This window comes from Paraburkholderia largidicola, from assembly GCF_013426895.1.
Lineage (GTDB): Bacteria > Pseudomonadota > Gammaproteobacteria > Burkholderiales > Burkholderiaceae > Paraburkholderia > Paraburkholderia largidicola.
This window is the reverse complement of sequence record NZ_AP023174.1, coordinates 181,406-200,103: the sequence shown is the minus strand read 5'-3', so window position 1 is coordinate 200,103 and position 18,698 is coordinate 181,406. Positions and strand designations below refer to the sequence as shown.

General features: G+C 60.9%; 8 protein-coding genes. All 8 read left to right on the top strand.

What is annotated here, in order from left to right:
- The first annotated feature begins 598 nt into the window (after positions 1 to 598).
- Genes dpdE through dpdD form a run of 8 tightly spaced genes read left to right on the top strand, consistent with a single transcriptional unit; the run spans position 599 to position 18,692 of the window.
- Positions 599 to 3,940 (top strand): protein DpdE, encoded by a 3,342-nt coding sequence (dpdE, locus tag PPGU16_RS00860; protein ID WP_180721289.1) that lies wholly within the window; start codon positions 599 to 601, stop codon positions 3,938 to 3,940.
- Positions 3,937 to 6,510 (top strand): protein DpdF, encoded by a 2,574-nt coding sequence (gene dpdF / locus PPGU16_RS00855; protein ID WP_180721288.1) that lies wholly within the window; start codon positions 3,937 to 3,939, stop codon positions 6,508 to 6,510. Before dpdE ends, dpdF begins: the two co-directional genes overlap by 4 nt.
- Positions 6,507 to 7,403: a protein DpdG gene (gene dpdG / locus PPGU16_RS00850; protein WP_180721287.1), complete on the top strand. Its 897-nt coding sequence runs from the start codon at positions 6,507 to 6,509 to the stop codon at positions 7,401 to 7,403. Before dpdF ends, dpdG begins: the two co-directional genes overlap by 4 nt.
- Positions 7,400 to 10,447, top strand: a complete 3,048-nt coding sequence (gene dpdH / locus PPGU16_RS00845; protein WP_180721286.1) for a protein DpdH — start codon at positions 7,400 to 7,402, stop codon at positions 10,445 to 10,447. Before dpdG ends, dpdH begins: the two co-directional genes overlap by 4 nt.
- Positions 10,444 to 11,181: a hypothetical protein gene (locus tag PPGU16_RS00840; protein ID WP_180721285.1), complete on the top strand. Its 738-nt coding sequence runs from the start codon at positions 10,444 to 10,446 to the stop codon at positions 11,179 to 11,181. Before dpdH ends, PPGU16_RS00840 begins: the two co-directional genes overlap by 4 nt.
- Positions 11,172 to 15,947, top strand: a complete 4,776-nt coding sequence (gene dpdJ / locus PPGU16_RS00835) for a protein DpdJ (RefSeq protein ID WP_180721284.1) — start codon at positions 11,172 to 11,174, stop codon at positions 15,945 to 15,947. Before PPGU16_RS00840 ends, dpdJ begins: the two co-directional genes overlap by 10 nt.
- The gene (dpdK, locus tag PPGU16_RS00830; RefSeq protein ID WP_180721283.1) at positions 15,944 to 16,468 is read left to right on the top strand and encodes a phospholipase D-like domain-containing protein DpdK; all 525 of its coding nucleotides are present in this window, start codon (positions 15,944 to 15,946) and stop codon (positions 16,466 to 16,468) included. The genes dpdJ and dpdK overlap by 4 nt, the downstream gene beginning before the upstream one ends.
- Positions 16,458 to 18,692: a protein DpdD gene (gene dpdD, locus PPGU16_RS00825; RefSeq protein ID WP_180721282.1), complete on the top strand. Its 2,235-nt coding sequence runs from the start codon at positions 16,458 to 16,460 to the stop codon at positions 18,690 to 18,692. The genes dpdK and dpdD overlap by 11 nt, the downstream gene beginning before the upstream one ends.
- Positions 18,693 to 18,698: the final 6 nt, after the last annotated feature.

The window sequence follows — 18,698 nt, the reverse complement described above, 5'->3', positions numbered from 1 at the left end:
GGAAACGCTACAGATACGAGCGTAGGTTTGCTCTTTCGCGCCTTGCAGTTCTCGCCTGGCAGTTGTTAGTCTCCCCGCGCTTCGGACTCCGTTGTCTGCACCGGTCACTCCATACCCTGTCAGGGTGAGGAATAGTATCGTGCAAATCAAATTATTAAATCGATACATCGCACCTCGTATGGAAGCGCTGAATCGCCGGCACGCACTTAAGCACACTCGCGACGCGAAAGCAATTAAAAATGGGGTTCGATCGTCTGAATAGATAGCAGCGGCAAATCGCGCATATTTGCAAGTTGTCGCACGTCTCAACTTCTATTTAGCGTTCAAGAAAGGATTTACGGGTGCCGTTTACTACTCTGTAGGCGCCTTAGTTGTTGCTTTGAGACATAGGTAACATTTCACCGTCGCGCCAATCGTCGAAAGATCTTAAGATTGCGACGTTGTAAGGCACACCGGGGACCTCATGAGAGAGGGGTCGAGTGAAGCGACCATTAGCCGCTCACGTGAGCGATAAACAGAAAGTCTAGAAGCGCAAGGCGCCAGCAGAGATGCCGCAATTTCACTTTGGTTGTTTCACTTGTGAGGGTCGGGTTCGGGAATGCTATTCCGACGTGTATCGGAAAAGCCCGACATCGAGCGAATCCGGGTCTATTTTGGCGGGAGCGCGGTGATGCCGGCCGCTCGACCTGAAGTCGGCGCATTCGTCCAGATCACCGCCGTGCCGTACTCTGCCTGGGGAATCGGAAAGTTCGCCGGTGCAACGAACGGAATCGCCCGTGTTCAATATTTCGATGCACCCGGGGCTGAACCGCAGGTTGTTGAATCATCCCTGACGAACATCAAGCCGATTTGCCTGCCTACCCAGACACGCGTATTTAGGCGGCAATCGACTGGCCGCTGGCAGGTGGGACGCGTGACCGACGGAAATGGCGCTGCCATTTTCGTGCAATTCCCAAATGGTGAATCGGCCAATGTCGAGGCCGCAGATCTTCAGGTCCGTTGGAACCGCCCCCTGCGCGACCCTCTGCCACTGCTCACCAGCGAAGCCACTGAAACACCATTTCTCGCTGATGCACGCAGCGCCTTCACGCGTCAGGTCGCGCTTCAGTACAGCGCGGCTTCGGGCATCACAGCCGCTCTCTCGTCTTCTATCGAACTGGTCGATTATCAATTTGAGGTCGTCCGGCGCGTATTGACCGATCCGGTGCAGCGCTACCTGCTCGCGGACGAAGTCGGCTTGGGCAAGACCATCGAAGCCGGCGTGATCATCCGCCAATTCTTTCTTGACATACCGCCGGGAAGTTCACATGCCGTCGTTCTTGCGCCTCCCGCTCTCGTCGCGCAATGGCGAGAGGAACTAACCACGAGGTTCGGCCTCGGCAACGACCTCGATGACTTTCTTCATGTTGTCAGCCACGAAGATGTCGCGGATGTTGAAGACGAACTCGCTAACGCCGGACTGCTCGTAGTCGACGAGGCGCATCACCTTTCACGTTTTAGCAGCGAGCACGAGATCACGCTGTACCGGCGACTGCAGGCCCACGCGCACCGCATTCCCCGGTTATTGCTGCTGTCAGCAACGCCCGTACTGTCGGACCCTGAAGGCTTCCTACGCGTACTGCATCTGCTCGATCCGGTGGCATTCCCGCTCGACGATCTCGATGGATTCAATCGACGAATAGCAACGCGCCAGGTCGTCGCGGAGGTAGTCGCAATGCTGACTCCTGAGAATCTTTGGAGTCTCACTGGCGAGTTGGACCGCCTTCAAGAGGCGTATGGTGAAGACATCACGCTGATGGAAAAAGTCGATGCGTTGCGCGCGATTCTTAACGCTTTTCCAGATGAAGAAGACGAGGCATACGTCAACGCACTTGCGGATCTAAAAACGCATCTGGTGGAGAGTTATCGTTTGCATCGACGTATTCTGCGGAATCGCCGCAAGTCGCTGCAATGGGCCACGCCTAGACGTGCTGGCCTCAAGCGAGTCCCGTTCAGGAGCGCCGGGGCTGAGCGCTGGAGACGTCAACTGGAGGAGTTGCGGTTGCATCTGAACGGCTTGGACACGCTGCCCGCAACGCTGCGAGCTGCCGTGCTCGGTCATGTGCTCAATTCGCGCGACCGTACCTCGGTGCGCAAGCTGCTCGAGCAACACAACATCCGCGACGACGAGGCGCTCGAGATTGCCGACGCATTGGACGGCAGCGCGGAACGCATGCGCGACGGTCAGGAGCGCCTAGATACCCTCACTGCCACGCTCGAAGGCATATTGGCGACACCCAATGCGCAGGTGGTGGTCTTTTGCAGCGATCGCACCGATGCCGACCGCGCCGCTCAACACTTGCAGCGCTCCTTTGGCGCCCAGGTCGTTCGTCACGAAGTTCGTGCGAACTGCGAGGACGAAGACACCCCGCTGCCTTGGCAGAAATTCCTGTCGACGACCGACAAGGTTCGCGTGCTCGTGTGCGACGCGCGCGCGGAAGAAGGCGTAAATCTCCATGGAGGCAAAAAGATCGCCGTTCACTTCGACATGCCGGGTTCGCCGAACCGCTGCGAGCAACGTCTCGGACGGCTTGACCGTTTCGGCAAAGGCGATCCCATCGTGTCCTATGCGCTGCATGACGAATCAAACCCCGATGAAGGTGCGTGGATCGACACGCTTGATACTGGCTGGCAGGTTTTCAACCGCTCGGTTGCGAGCCTGCAGTACCTGATCGAATCAGCCTTGCAGACGCTAGAGGAAGAGTGGTTCGCGCAAGGTACACCGGCTATTCGTGAACACGCGACCGCGCTCAGCGGGCCAATGGGCTTGGTCGAACGTGAACGCAAGCAGATCGATCATCAGGACGGGCTGGATGCACTCGGTGAGCAAGAATTGGACGCCATGGAACAAGTCGACGAATGTGATCAGTCGTGGCGTGAGTGGCGCGCCGCGCTGATCCGGTTTGCTGGCGAAGCCCTCAAATTTCAAGTTCGCTACGACGGCTCGCGCCCCATCAACCAAGACTCGGACGAGGCATTCAGGCTAGCCTATGTGATGGAACATGGTGTGCCCAGAACACTCATCCCGATGGGCGGCTATCTGCGCACGTTCCTGCAGAGCATCGACGTCGATGCGCCGAGCGATCGCTCGCGCTCGCCGCTGACCTATCGCTACGTGTTTCGCCGGCAGAATGCGCTGACGCGCGCTGCGCGGTCGCAGGGCGTGCGCGTACTGCGCGTGGGTGATCCGCTGGTGGCATCGCTCGAGGCGTTCTGCGAGCAGGACGACCGCGGACGCGCCTTCGCCATGTGGCGCGTCGACCGTGAATACGAGGTGCACGATCCGAGCGGCGCCGATCTGTTCTTCCGGTTCGATTTCATCATCCGGCCGGCCGCACTCGTCGCGAAGCTGGACGGACGCGGTGCCGACGGACAGTCGATTCTTGAACAGTCACTCACCCGCAAGTCGCAGGCGCTGCTCGCGCCGATGTTCCTTCGCATCTGGGTGGATGGTTCTGGCGCGGTCGTATCGACCCCGTCGGAACTGATGGAAGCGTCGTATACCGATTTCTGGCAAGGCACGCGCCGCGACTTCAACCTGAATCCTCGCCGGTGGCGCGACCTTCCGTCGCCGATCCAAACCAGCTGGCTGCGAGACTGGCCGGCCCTGTGCGCAGAAGCGCGGCAGACGGCCGAAGCCGCCGCGCTTCAGTCCGACGCGTGCCGTGCGCACGTCAGACAGGCGCTGACCGCGCTGGACCGCGAAGAGCGGCTACGTCACGCCCAGACCGAATCACGCTTGGCGCGGCTAACGGGCGCGCAGCGGCGATGCGAACTCGAAGAGCGCTCCAACGACGACGCGCTTTGCGCCGCGATCCGCAATTCGCTTGCCGAACCCGATATCGATCTCGATGTTGCGGGTGTGGTTTTCCTGGCCTCTGAAGACCCGTTCGAGCAATGAAGCGCGATTTCTTCGGTGACGCCGAACTCAAGGAGTGTCTAGCGGATTGGGGGCGGGCCGATCAGATTCTGACAACGCATCAGGCCACAGGTTTGCTCGAGCGCCTCCGACAAGTACTGCTGCGATATGTCGATGGTCATGCGCACCGCTCGCACGTCGAATTGGCGGCCTTACTGCGGCAGTGGTTACTGCTGCATACCCACCGCGGCGGGGCGCAATGGCTGAGCGTGCCAAGTGGACCGATATGGCCGGATCGCCACGCGTGGGAAGCAGCTCAGTTCCAGGTGATCGCTTTCGAGCGCCGTTTCGAGATTCGCGCACAAAGTCCCCGGCTAAGCTGGTTGGGCAAGCAGAGCGACCTGTTCGACGACGTGCTAGTCGAAACTCAGGCGCTCGACCGCAAATGGATCGCAGCGGAGCCCGTCGTCGGCGACGCGCTGGGATTGCCGTTCTTCACCGGCGCTGGTCAGCGCGAGGCCGTGCGCAGCCTCCTTCACATGCCTTCCGACATCACGCTAATCGCCGCGCTGCCGACGGGGAGCGGCAAATCATTGCTGGCCCAATTGCCGCCACTTTTGAACGGTGAAGGCCATGTCACGCTGGCGATTGTGCCCACCGTCGCGCTGGCAATCGATCAGGGCGAGCGCATGGCCGAGTTCTTCCGCAGAGAAGACGTCAACTGGCAGGAGAAGCCGCTCGCGTATCACGGCGGCCTCAGCCCGGACGAGCGCACCGCAGTGTTTCGTGCGATGAATAATGGCACTCAGCGTGTGCTGTTCACCTCGCCCGAGGCAGCAACCGGCTCGCTGCGAGGCTTGCTAGAAGACTGTGCGAAAGCGGGGCGTCTTACTCACGTCGTCGTGGATGAAGCACATCTCGTCGTTACTTGGGGCAGTGGCTTCCGGCCAGCGTTTCAACTTCTTCCCGCGCTAATTTCACGCCTGCGCAGCATGGCGCCGCGCTCGATCCGAGTCGTGCTCGCGTCTGCGACGCTCACCTCGCACACTATCGAAGTGCTGCAACGCCAGTTCGGACCGCCTGAGAAGACCAGGCTCATTTCTGCCGTCTACCTCCGGCCAGAGCCGCGTTACGCAACTCATTTCTGTGCAACGCTCGCCGAACGGAAGCAACGTGTCGTCGAGGCACTCAGATTAGCGCCGCGCCCGTTCATCCTCTATGTCACACGGCCCGACGAGGCCGAGCAGTGGCTAGGAATACTCCTCGAAGATGGCTTCGAACGCATCGCGCAGTTCACTGGCGAAACGGGTGCAAGCGCGCGAAAAACGCTGCTCGCGCAATGGAAACGAGATGAGTTGGACGGCATGATCGCCACTTCCGCGTTCGGCGTCGGCGTCGACAAGAGTGATGTCCGCACCATCGTCCACGCGACGCTGCCGGAATCGCTGGACCGCTTCTATCAGGAGGTCGGGCGCGGCGGGCGTGACGGCATCGCGTCCGCCAGTCTGCTGCTCTACACACAGGAGGATATCCAGCAGGCGCAAGGGCTCGCAGCGCCACGCTACGTTGGCAACGAAATCGCCTTCGAGCGCTGGAGCATGATGATCGAGCGTCCGGTTGCCCGTGACGCCGAAGGCGACCAGACTTGGGTGGATCTGCGCCGGCTCCGTCCGGCGCTAAATGTTCAAGGTTCAACCAATCTCGAATGGAATCTCCGCACGCTCAATCTCATGGCGTGCGCTGGCTTAATCGATATAACAGCACTATCCACGGTTCCGCCGGACAGATTCGGCAAACCTGATAGTGACCTCGAAGAATCCGAAACGACCGTTACGTATGCAGCGGTACGCCTCTCCAATGCAGGCCATCTGGCGAGAGCGACTTTCGATCAGCAAATGCAGCGCGCTCGAAGTGACGCGCGGTCCGCCAACAACAAGGGCATGGAGTTGATGCTGTCGATCGCCCGCAATGAACGGAAGGTAGAAGACGCCCTGAGTGAACTCTATCGGGTCGCGCTGCATACGGTTTTCGCTCCGGTTCGTCCTTATTGCGGAGGTTGCAACCATCACTGGTCCGAGCGACCGCGCAAGCCGGTGGCACCGTCACCGTTCGTTGCTCGACTGGACATCTTTTCGCGGAGACCAGATGTTCCGAACGCATTGCGGGGCGTCCCTCGCGTGTATGGCAATCTGTCATTCATCGTAGTGGATGACGTTTCTCGTGTTCTGCAACAGTCGACCACAAACGTCCTCGACGCGCTCGTCAGCACTTTGAAGCCACACACGATCGCGCTCGAGCGTGAGACGCAGGATGTCGCGCTGAACTCGATGCGGGCGCGCTTGCGACGCCTGCGCTCCGATGCATTCATCGACTTGTTCGATCCAGCCCGGCCCGACGGCCTGGATGGCGCCGAACATGAAGTACGGATCGTCATTTTGTCTTCCGAATCAATCGGTCACTCCCTAAGTTTGGCTTTGAAAACGTCGCCCTGTGCGATGACTGTCGTGCTTCTTCCCAATTCTGCTCGAGATCCGGATCGCCCCGACCGTCTATGGTCAAGCGTACTTCCGCATACCGATGAACAGTCCCTGATCCGGGCATTGACCCTATGAGCCTACTGAATCTCACCAACGACGGGCTGCCGAACATCCTAGTCCAGCTGCACGCCACGGTCCTGCGTGCGATCAAACCAATTCCCCGCGAAGCCTTGCTCGATGCCGTCGCGCCGCCCGCTCTGGTTTCCGATGCTGGAAAACTGGCGCGCGGCACGCTGTTGCGCTGGACGGCGCTGGGACTATTTCAGGAAGTCGACGGTGCGATCACCGTAACAGAGCGTCCTGCCAGCCGCCGCGACGGCGCAAAGGACCTGCTTGCGTTCACGCGCCGGACTGCCTGTGCGCGCGTCATGGCTGCAGAAAACAATGGGGAGTTCTGGATGTCCGAAGGCGCGGCCGCAGCGGACCTCACCCGTTCCCTTGCATGGATGCTCGCTCAGGACGTGTATCGAACCGGCTTTAGCCAGTTCGAGGCGCTGGAAGTTCAGCAAATGGGAGAGTCCGAGCGATTGCTGTTCCGCAACCCGACTCGACGCACTGGTTTGCAATACTGGGCGCGCTTCCTCGGCTTCAGCCAGCAGCCGTTTGCGGACATCGATCCCACCGTCGCAATACGTGATGTCTTGCCCAAGATCCTGGGAGAAGGCGAAGACATCGACGCGACCCAGTTTGTCGACAAACTCGCGCAGGCCCTGCCCGTACTCGACCGTGGCATGTGGAGGCAAGAAGTCCTCTCCTCCGTGGACGGCAACGCACTCGCGCCGTTACAGGCGGGTCAACTCAGCACTGCATTGTCCAGGGCTTTGCTCAATTTGCGCGGATCAGGAGACCTGCTGTTGCAGCGTCGCGCCGACGTCGGCAGTTCTATCGTTCTTACCGGTGTGAACGGCATGCGCGCCGACATGAGTTTTCAGTGGATCGCAAGACCCAGCGCAGGAGCCGTCCGATGAACCCTTTGATCGAATTCTGGCCCACCGGTGAACATGTGGAGGAATGTCTCCGCACCGAAGCCGAAACGGTAGATCAGGCGCTGTTGCTCGCAGTACACTTGCCCATCACGCTGAAGCGACGCTCCGCTCAGGCCGGGAATGAAGTGGATGCGTCTGAAGTCGACCTGCTCGACTCGCTCATGCGCCCCGTCAACGACGGCAGCTCGGTCATCATTGCGATTACCGGCGCGTCTGGCGTCGGCAAATCGCACATGATCCGCTGGCTCGGGGCGCAACTCGATCGCCATCCGCGCCGCAAAGATCTAGTCGTGGTTCCGATTCCGAAGACGGCGAGTCTTCGCGAAGTAGTCGAACGGATTCTCGCCCCGCTGAGCGGCGCACGATACGACGCGCTGCGGGCGGACCTGAGTCGCGCGGTGGAGTCGCTCGACCCGCCACGCGCGGCCGAACTTCTCGCGACCGCGCTCGCCGAGGAACTCGGCCCCTACGCGGCGCAAGTGGAGGAGCAAATTCGCGCGAGCGGCGACCGAACGCTCGGACCTCGCATCGTCGCTGCGAACCGAGTGCGCGATATGATCCGTGACCCCGAGATTCGCGATCAGTGGTTTCGGGACGTTTTGTTGAGAATCGTCGATGCAAGCCTCAGCGGCACGTCTGACCCCGCGCGCCGGCAATTCCAGATCGCGGACTTCGAACCACCTGCAGCCGTCGCAAGCATGGAACTGCGCCGGACCGTGGGCCAAGCGCTCGCGTTCCTGGCCAGTTCGAACGGCGCCGCTCGCGGCATCGCCGCGGAAGTGCTGCAGGAAGTGCTGGACTCGGCTCTACGCACCATTTTCCGATTCACAGAAGCGCTGAATCAACGCACTATTCAGGAGGTCGTCGACGAGATTCGACGAGAATTGCTCGCGGACGGCAAGGAACTGGTGCTGCTCATCGAGGATCTGGCGGCCCTCTCAGGCATTCAGCAACCCTTGCTGGACATCATGATCGCCGAGAGCGACGAGAAGGGCGTGCGCGTGCGCGCCCCGATCCGCACGGCAGTGGCTGTTACGGATGGTTTCCTTGCAGGCCGGCAGACCGTGCTGACGCGCGCGCGGGAGCAATGGGTCGTGCCGAGCGAAGGCATCGACGAGGAAACCGTCACGCGTCTGCTGGTCGAGTTCACGGGACGCTACCTCAACGCAGCCCGCCACGGTATCGCTCATTTGAAGCGGCGTTTCAACACGGTGGCTCCCAACCGGGACGATCTCTATTCGTGGGTGCCCAAATTCGATCCCACGCTGGACGCGGCCTGGTCGGAAAAATTGGCGTCGTTCGGGAGCAGTGAATCAGGTTATAGCCTCTTTCCGTTCAATGTCGCCGCGATCAAATCGCTAGCTGCGAGCGTCCTCAAAATCGGCGACGCCTGGACATTCAATCCCCGCGCCTACATCAACGAGGTATTGAGCAGCACGCTCAGTCAGCGCTTTACCTTCGAGGCTGCCGGCTTTCCTCCCGCCAACTTCCGCAATCCAAAGCTACTGTCCGCAGTGAGCGTCGGTTTGACTTATCAAGGTCTGACACCCGAACAACTCGGTCGAGTGACATCGGGGCTCGCTCACTGGGGTGGTAATCCCAACACGCTCGATACAGCCCCACCAGCCACGCGCAACGTGTTCGACGCGTTCTCGCTGCCATGGCCTTTCGATGCGGTCGTGACGCCCAAACCCGTACCGGTCGATCCAGATCCGCATCGAGGCGGCAAAGTGGCGCCACCACCCCCGCCACCGCCACCACCGCCCGAACCGGCGGAAAGCCCATATGCACAGGCGCTCGAGTTGTGGGACCAGAACACGCGCCTGATCAGAACGTATCCGGTCAGAACGCGCACCCTGCTCGCCGATGCTCTGAACAAGCGGATGAACTTCGGCGACTACTGCCTGAGCGGGCAGGAAGTCAACCGGGACTGGTTCTGGCTTCCGCCCGCCAGCACGATCAGCAATCCCACCAAGGGCTTGAAGATTGAAGTTTCGCCGCCGGACGTGCCTATTTCGCCGACTGTCATCGCCGGCCTGAAAGCGCTCGACCGTTGGGACAGCAATGGGAAATCCTGGTCCTATCCCAACGGGGAAACAGACTATGCCGCAGCCAACACGTTACTGGAACGGCTTGAACATCAGATACTCGACATGGTGCTCGATGAGGCCGTCCGCGACACTGGGATTGCCGCGCTCACACTGCATCGACAAGATTTGCTGCTCGGCGTGACCACGCGTGCAGACAACCCCAGTCTGCGGGACTTGCTTGCCGATGCACCTAAGGAAATCGCCGTCGCGGTCGATGATCTTTCGCAACAAGTGCGCAGAGCGATGACGACCCGGAAACTGGCGACTGACACGCGCCCCCGACTGCAGGAGCGCCTGCGCCGCTACTTATCGTGCTATCAGGGTGACGGCGGCAAGGTGCTGGCCATCGACAACGAACGTTTCCGCCAGGCCATTAAGCAGGAAGTTCAGGATCGCTGGGTGTTCGTACTCAACGGCAATGGCGAGGCTGGCAATGAAGTGCAGGATATGCTTGACCGACTTGAGCCGCAAGCCGTCGATATGATCGTGCGAGACCTCGCAACGGCAGTCGACCTGTATTTGCAGGAAGCTGCCGCGGCTTTCGCCGAAGACCATGCACGCGTTGCATGGCGAGACGAAATGTGCGCGATAGTGGATCAGGCGAGTCAGACGCCCGCTTGGCCGACTGGCTCCGTTGCGCTGAGCGAAGTGCGCGGTGCGGTGGATCGTCTGGCGGCCGAGCCGCTCGATCAGGCGATCCAACGTCTGCGAAAAGTACAGCCCGTCGACGCGAACTGGGAAACGCATCAGAAACTGGCGGCCCTCTCGCTCGTCCCGTTGCCGCAACTCATCACAATCTACAAGGAAGTCGCCCTGCTTCGGCGCTTCTTCATTGACCTCGACAAATCCATCAAAGCACAGACCAGTTCGATCGACGATCAGGCAGCCGTCCAAGCGCATGACGCCCTCTTCCGCGATCTGGCTTGGGAGGAATGATGCCAACACTGCTCGAACAGGCTCAACTGACACGAACCGGACTCGATCAAGTCATCCGTACCAATCAGCTACGTTCTCACTTGTCGGCCATTCAGAACCGTTCGGCCGAATGGTCCCGCCGCAAGGAAAAGCGCGCTGAACTGCACGTGAAGTCCGGCTACCTTGCGCCGCCCGCATCCAAACTGGCCGAGCTTGCAAGCGCCGACGAGGCAACGCGAGCTCTATGCGCGGAAGCGCGCGAACGGCTCAGCAAAAGCGACGGCGTCGATGCATTGTCACGCGATGAGTTCTGGATACGACTACTGGCCCAGGCCGACAAAGCCAACAGCCTGAGCAGCGATGCTATCCGCGCAAGCTGGCGCGCGTTGATCCGTGATCTCGGTGAACCGGAAGCCTCCTCGGCGCTGCTTGCACGCGAACCGGAGACTCCCGGCAACAAGCAGGCACTCGCCCGATATCGCGAGGTATACACTCTGTACGCTTCGCTCAAGAGCGCTGCCATGCCTCCCGATACCCGATCGGCGGACGCGCTGCGCCAACACGTCGAGGAATTACGCAAGATTGTCTCGACGCTGACGCCTACGCCTCAGTCCGTCAAATTGTTCTTCAAAGCAATGGAGGCAGACGGCGCCGCGCTCGATCTCCTCACCGAGGAAGTTCTCATCTGGCTCCGACAATACGACGACACCTCTCGCTTCGTCATCCGTACCCGCACGGTGGGCACATGGCGCTGACTCCCGATCTCACGTTGGCAGAACGCGCACTCGACGAACTGGAGCAGATCGAGGCGCGTGCGCTCGTCTGGGGGCTGGTCGACAATGCGCTCGGGGATGATGAAGTGTACGAGGCACTGAACCGTGTCCTCAACGATAAACGGAACTCCGAACTGCGTTACGACGTGGCTTGCAATATCGCCACCGCGCGTGACTTGCGGGACCAGCTCGTCGCGCTCCGCATGATATTCGAAATACCGCATTCGCATACCGGCTCGGGTGACCATAGCCCGCGCTGGCGCACGCGTATGGCCGAAGGCGTACGCCTTATCGCGCGGCTGCGCCAGATGTTTCCGCAACACGCGGGGCCGACTCAATGGACCTCAGCACCGACGCTGGTCGCGGACTACCGCTTCCTGCGCCGCGCCCGCCGTTACCCAAAACGCGATCAGCGGCGCGATGCGGTGATGAGCGTCATCGACACGGCCGTGACCGATCCCCTGTTGCGTTCGGCCGTCGCGCACTGGCTCGACCAGATGCCGCCAAATGCAGGCATGTCGCGCTTTCAAGTCGATGCCGCCGCGCGCATTCTGGATGGCCTGCACCATCGCGTGCGAGCGGGCACTCTAGTCTCGGCGGGCACCGGTAGCGGCAAGACGCTCGCCTTCTATCTGCCGGCGCTCGCGTGGATCGCCCGGCAGCGGGTGGAGTCGCCAAAGTCGTCGGTTCGGGTCCTCGCGCTGTATCCACGTAACGAGTTGCTCAAGGATCAACTAGCCGAGGTCTACGAACAGTGCGGCAAGTTCGATGACTGGATCTCGAGCCGCGGCGGCGCACCACTGCGAGTCGGCGTACTGTACGGCGAAACGCCCGGAACCCGTCATAGCGCGCTCAAGCAGAGCGGCTGGCGATCCAATGGACGCGAATCCATCTGCCCGTTCTTCACCTGCCCCAAGCCTGGTTGCGGCGGAGAGATGGTCGTCCGCGCCGAAGACAAGGAACTGGCACGTGACCGGCTCGTCTGCAAGTCGTGCGGACATTGTGTCGAATCGGACCGGCTTGCATTTACGCGTGAAGCCATGGCAAAAGAGCCGCCCGATGTGCTGTTCACGTCGGTGGAGATGCTCAACCGCCACTTATCCAACCCGCAGTTGCGTCATCTCTTCGGCATCGGTCCGAAGGCGCTCGAAGCGCCTAGCCTCGTGCTCATGGACGAGGTGCATCTGTACTCCGGCACCTACGGCGCACAGGTCGCGTATCTGATGCGCCGATGGTGGAGCGCGAGCGGCAGACGCTCGAGTTTCGTCGGCCTCTCCGCGACCATCTCTGAAGGCCGGCGCTTTTTCGCCAGTCTCACGGGGCTGGATGATTCCGTGGTCCAGGAGATCAAGCCGCTGGAGAATGACATCATCGATGAAGGCGCGGAGTATCTGCTCGCTCTTCGCGGCGATCCGGTGTCTCAGGCCGCGCTTCTGTCAACAACCATCCAGACGCTGATGCTCTCAGCGCGTCTGCTCGACCCGCGCAATCGATTCGACAAGACCAGCAACCCGTTCTTCGGATGGCGCGCGTTCGCCTTCACAGATCAACTGGATGCAGCCAACCGCCTGTTCCGCAACCTTCTGGATGCGGAAGGCCGCCATTTCTCTGGCCACCCGAATACATCGCGTTATCCCGAGGGCGGTCTTGCCCGGCTGCGTTCAAGCCTCGAGCAGAACCGCCGCTACGATGGCGGCCAGGATTGGCGTGTGCCAGAGAATATCGGTCACAAGCTAGAAACGCGGCTCGAAATTGCGCGCACGACGGCACTCGACTCCGGCGTCAGCGCTGCCAGCGAAGTCGTGGTGGCTACCGCTGCACTTGAGGTCGGCTTCGACGATCCGGCCGTCGGCGTGGTCGTGCAACATAAAGCGCCGCGCGACATTGCCTCGTTCCTGCAGCGCAAGGGACGGGCGGGCCGCACGCGTCACATGCGCCCGTGGACGATGATCGTGCTGACCGACTACGGCCGGGACCGTCTCGCATATCAGGCCTACGATACGCTTTTCGATCCCGAGCTGCCGGCGCGTCAGTTACCGCTTTCGAATCGCTACGTGCAACGCATGCAGTCGGTCTATGCGCTGCTCGATGAGCTCGGCGATATGACGCACACGGACCCGCTCGGAATCTACGTCTGGCGTGATATGAAAGGGCCGCCCGATGAAGCCCTGCTGAAACACTGGGAGCCGCATAACCTTCGCGAGCTCAGGGAGGTCCTCAAAAGCACTCAGCCCGCGAAAATCTCCGCGCAGCACAACGCATTACGGATCAAGGCGAAGCAACTCGCGCCGAAAGGCTGGCATCGGGGCGAGAACCTGGAAACATCGGGCTGGTACTGGTTGAAGACGCGTCTCGCTCACAAGCGTCTCCACGACCTTCTCAAACACGTCCTAATCCGCCAGGATGCGGGCGAGCGCCTTGCTGCTTCGCTGCAGAAACGCCTTGCGATCCCGCGCGAAGACTTAAATGTGCTGCTGTGGAACCATCCGCGCCCTTTACTGCTCGGTGCGGTGCCCACTGCCATGCGTCGTCTGCAGATGAACTGGCTGGGCAAGGACTCGGCGCATCCCGACTACAGCGCGGGCCATCCCCTGCCCGACTACATTCCAGCCAATCTGTTCGATGATCTGAGCCTGCCCGAAATGCGCCTCGCCCTGCCTGGCGAGGCAGCGGACGACCACTATCTGCCTGTTCAGCAGGCACTGGGCGAGTTCGCGCCCGGCAAGGTCTCGCGTCGTTACGATCACGCGCTTTGGCTGGGTGTTTCAGCGCAAACGCTCAAAAGCTACCTCGACATGAATCAGGAGATCGTCGAGCAAGACGCGGATATCGGAGACTGGTATCAAATGCAGGGCGAGCGGCCGTTCCATCGCATGGAAGGCCGCAAGGTGGTCGAGTATCAAGCCTTTCGCCCCCGCACCGCGCGCCTGCAGGCAGCGCCCGCACGGAGCGCCGGCTTGCCCGAGATAAGCGACACAACCAATGCGCAGCTCAAATGGAGCTCGCATCTCGAAGGGCCGCGCGACGGCACGGAATTCCGACCGCCCGAGCATATCGGCGTGAGTCGCCTTTTCAGCTCACTCGTCGCGCATACGCACGCGGGGCAATCTGCCGCACTGATCCGGCGATACGCAATCGCATCGCGAGCGGATATGCGCATGCGGATCGGCAACACATCGCACCGCCTGACAGTCGACTGGCGCTTCACACAAGAGGGCAAGCCCTCCGGCGTCGGCTTCGAGATCGACGCGGACGCGCTTCTGATCGTGCTGAATCTACCCGCCGAGTTGCACAAGAGCATCGACTGGTCGGATGAGGCACGCGTGCGCGCCGCCCGTGCCGCACGCTACAACTGGGAAGCGCAGCATTGTCCGAGCTTCGTCGAGACCGTAGCAAATCCGTTTCTGCGGGGCTGGATTGCACAGATTTTCCAGATTGCGGCCATTCTGGTGGCCACCACGGAGAAATTGTCACTGACGGTCGCGTTGAACGAGCTCGCCAACGGCGCGCGCATGGAGATGCTGCAGGGCGTGCTCTCCACGGTGTTCCAGATGCCCGAGACAGAGCCTGGCGATGAAAGTCCCGATCGCCTCAGGCAAGCGCTCACTGAAGCGCTCGGTCTCGAAAGCGTGCGGCTCGCCGTGCGGGACGCGGCACGTGTACTCGTCATGCCGATCGACGCAGAATGGGAAACGTGGCTGGCCCGAACCATGCGCGCCACCCTCGGAGCCGCCTGCTTGGAGGCCATTCAGCAGGCCTGCCCGCAGGTCGATCCGGAAGGACTGATCGTGGATATCGATCCCGGCATACGCCTCGACGGCACTGCGCCACAACGAGCGGAAATCTGGATCTCGGAGACCAGCCCCGGCGGAAATGGCATGATCGAACAGGTAGTCGAACTGCTCGCTTCGCGTCCCGACAGTTTTTACCGGCACGTCGAAGCCGCGCTAGAAGCCAGTGATCTCGAGTCGACCAACACGCAGTTAAAGCAGCTGGTGGAATGGCTCGGCGGCAACGATCGCAAAACCGAAATCGTCGATGCGGTCATGCGCGTGCGTAATGCCACCAGTCCGACCACGGCGCAGGCAGAGTTCGCCCGTCTGCGCGCGGACCTGGTGCGACGCGGACAAGCCGTATTCCACGGCTACGCGGTGGCCCTGAGTCTGCGCATGCTGAGGCCCGGATCCCCTGAGGAAATCGACCGGCTGATTGCCGAGATTCATGATCACTGGATACGACTCGAACACCTGCACGGCATCGAGATCGATGTTCGGGTGATGTGCGCGGTCTACAGCAGCGACACGCGCTTGGACGCCGCCTTTGTGTCCTCTGGCCTTGTCTTGCCCATGAGCGACCGCGAAAGCTGGCGCTTCGGTGTGTTGATGGGTCTGTTGTGGCCGCAAGGCCACGCACTGCGCGCGGTAAATTTGCCGCTCTCGAATCGATTCGTGCCAAATATCGCGACTGAGCGTCTGCTGCTCGGACAATGGCTGACGCAACGCCAAGCGCCGATCGATCCGAGCCAGCCGGGTTGGCTGGAGAACGCGCGCGAGCAACTGATCGCTCGCTCTGAAGCAGTATTTGCGGTGGTGGCTGACCAGGCGCATGAACTCGTCCCGACGATCATTCGCACGCTGACTGTCGAGCCAATCCACTTCGATTATCTGAACGTTTTCGCGACGCTGTCTTCGGTCAGGCGGCGCGACGACACGATCGAGCTCCACTTCTCGATTCCGGAATCCGCATGAGTACCTCCCGAAGCATTTTCAAGTCGGCCACGTCTGCACCGGAAGCCGCGCGCAATGCCTTGGCGGCCGTCTTCGCCAAGGAGCTGCTGGCGCCGAGCAAAACGGTTCATCTGCTAGCGCCGTGGATCAGCAATATTGTCATCTTCGATAACAGCATAGGCAGTTTCAGCGGTCTCAATCCCGAATGGAGCAGGCGCGAGATTCGCTTGGTCGACGTTCTGGTGGCAATTGCTTCCAATGACACGCGGCTCGTGATCCGGGTCCGCGCAGAAAATCACAACAAGCCGTTCGAAAAACGCCTCTTTGGCGCGCTAGCGGATTCCGGACTGCAGGACAAGTGCGACTGGAAGGAAAGCAATACCTTGCATACCAAGAGCCTGCTTACCGACCACGTGTTGATCGCTGGGTCGATGAACTTCACGGAGCGCGGAATCTCGCTCAACGAGGAACACGTGACGCTGGAATTCGATGGAGAGCGTATAGCGCAGGCCAAGATGGAGTTCCAAGACCATGGCATCTGAGCATCAGTTACAGCTGGCGCAAAGTGCGGCCGCATGTCTCGATGCGTTCTTCGCCGCGCCCAATCTGTTCGTGCTTCCGGCCGCACGACACGATGATACTGGCGAACCCAACACCAATGAAGTCCCCGAAGCGCTGGTCAGTGCGATCCAGCGTACACGCAAGGGCGAAGCCGATCTGCCCATGCTGCTGCCGTTCCGCAGCGCGGCGGACGAACGCGTTACCTGGTACGCATGCGCGCGCGACAAGCAGGGCGAGCGCGCAGTCCGCGCCGATCTCGATGCATTCGTCGGCCCAGGCTTCGCAGATTTCGACATTTCGACGGTCCCCCCTAAGAATGCAGACGATCTGTTCACAAAGCACGGTTTCCATGCGGTGCGCTTCACCGCGAACCGACCGAAGTTCGACATGCATATCGTCGAGCAGTGGTGCGTGTATTGGGAGCTGTTGCAGCGCAAGCCGAAGCGCCGGAAGCTAGAGCACCGGACGTTCGCGCAGCTGCGCGCGGCGCTCGACTGGGCCTTGCTCGCGAAGAACGAGGCCGAAGCCAGCGCCGCCGTCGCGGCTTTGCGCGAACAGCACGGTCTGAGCGCCGAGAACCGCGCATTCCTGGACATTCGCATCGCGGCGTCGTTCGGCCGATGGGACGAGATCCTCGACCACGAAAACTTTTCGCACCTGCTCAAGTTGCGACTGCCGCCGGAAACCTTCGGTGACATTTGGGAAGCGCTGTACGAAACTTGGATCCGTCCGCACGAGGCGTCCGGTGATCCTGAGCGACTGAAGAAGGCCTTCGAAACGCAGGTTCGCCCGGCCGCCGGCCATCTGCTGCGTTCGCTGGGACGCTCGCGTCGCCCCGCCGCGCTGAAGTCGTTCGTGCTGCACGAGTTGTCGCAGACCCAGCCCGCCGTCGATCTCTGCACTCAATGGTTTGCCGAACTCGGTGACCACGCCTTCGGCCCAGCCACGGCGGGTATCGTCAAGTTGATCGAAGCGCTTACGCCGCGGAACGGCTTTGATGTAGCGTGCGAGGACATGAACCTTGAACGCTACGAACAGGCCTACGATCTGCTGTCGTCGCTCGAAGATAGCGTAGATGTGCTGATTGCGCTGCTCCGTTGCTCTAAGGAAATTGACGATCCCGAACGCGCCGTGCTGACCATCGCACGTTTGGAGGCGAGCGACCCGGCGGTAGCAGCCGAGGTTCAGAAAAACCGCACGCGCCTGCTCGGCGATGTCACTCGACTAGCCGAGACTTTCCCCCCGCAAGACCTGAAGGCGCAGTTGCTGGACGAGGTCGAGAGCGAGCCGGCCGCGGCGGACAACGTGGTGGAGTTCTGGCGCGAACTTGCCAACGCCGACGCGCTCATCAAGATCGACGACGCCATGCAACAGCGTCTATTGCAAAGTATGGAAGACGAAGTGCTGAGCAACTCCGGCACCTTCGACGCGCTTCTGCCAGTCTGGTTTGACTGGATCGTCGAGCGGACTCGGCCGCATGTGCCGTTCATTCCTCTGTATGACCAACTGCTCGACACCATATGGGTGCGCGACCGCTACGGCGAAAGCGAACTGGAGCTAATCAAGCAGGCGGCGCTGCACGTCGTGCGGGCCGGCCCGACGCCCGAGCAGTACAGACATCTGATGGAACGTCTGAAGAAAATGTTCGACGTCGTGCGCTCTCCTCACTCGATGCCTTGGGCGCTCGATCTCGCCGATTCACTGGCAATGTCGCCCTCGCGCGACGATCAGGCGCGCAACCAGTTGCTAGTCGCCATTTTGAGTGCGGGCAGCGAATTCTTAGCCCGCCTCGCTGATGCGCAAAAAGCCCTCTTGCGCCTTCTGGCTAATGAGAACTCGATTCCCTTCACGCTGCCGTCGCAAGAGGTGGTGAGGTCTGTTGAGCCGGAAACTACCGATTCCGAAGCGCGCGTGATGATCTATAGTTTGGATAGCCAGGCAACCCAACGCGCAATGGATATGCTCAAGACCTTGAGTCCCAAACTCAAGGTCACGACGAATTGTGATACGGAGTGCACGCCGCGCCTACGTCAAAGTACGCGCCACGCCGACTTCGTGTTTTTCGTGTCGAGTGTGGCCACGCATCAGGCATTTTTCTGTATCAAGGACGCGCTGCGTACGCCGGACGCCCTGTGCCATGTTCAGGGCACGGGCACGACGCGTATCGTCGAGACGGTGATAAAGCAGATTCAAGCGGCGGGGTAAGCGTCG

Coding starts and splice junctions, on each gene's coding strand:
- dpdE (WP_180721289.1), top strand. CDS start 599: ATGCTATTCCGACGTGTATCGGAAAAGCCCGACATCGAGCGAATCCGG.
- dpdF (WP_180721288.1), top strand. CDS start 3,937: ATGAAGCGCGATTTCTTCGGTGACGCCGAACTCAAGGAGTGTCTAGCG.
- dpdG (WP_180721287.1), top strand. CDS start 6,507: ATGAGCCTACTGAATCTCACCAACGACGGGCTGCCGAACATCCTAGTC.
- dpdH (WP_180721286.1), top strand. CDS start 7,400: ATGAACCCTTTGATCGAATTCTGGCCCACCGGTGAACATGTGGAGGAA.
- PPGU16_RS00840 (WP_180721285.1), top strand. CDS start 10,444: ATGATGCCAACACTGCTCGAACAGGCTCAACTGACACGAACCGGACTC.
- dpdJ (WP_180721284.1), top strand. CDS start 11,172: ATGGCGCTGACTCCCGATCTCACGTTGGCAGAACGCGCACTCGACGAA.
- dpdK (WP_180721283.1), top strand. CDS start 15,944: ATGAGTACCTCCCGAAGCATTTTCAAGTCGGCCACGTCTGCACCGGAA.
- dpdD (WP_180721282.1), top strand. CDS start 16,458: ATGGCATCTGAGCATCAGTTACAGCTGGCGCAAAGTGCGGCCGCATGT.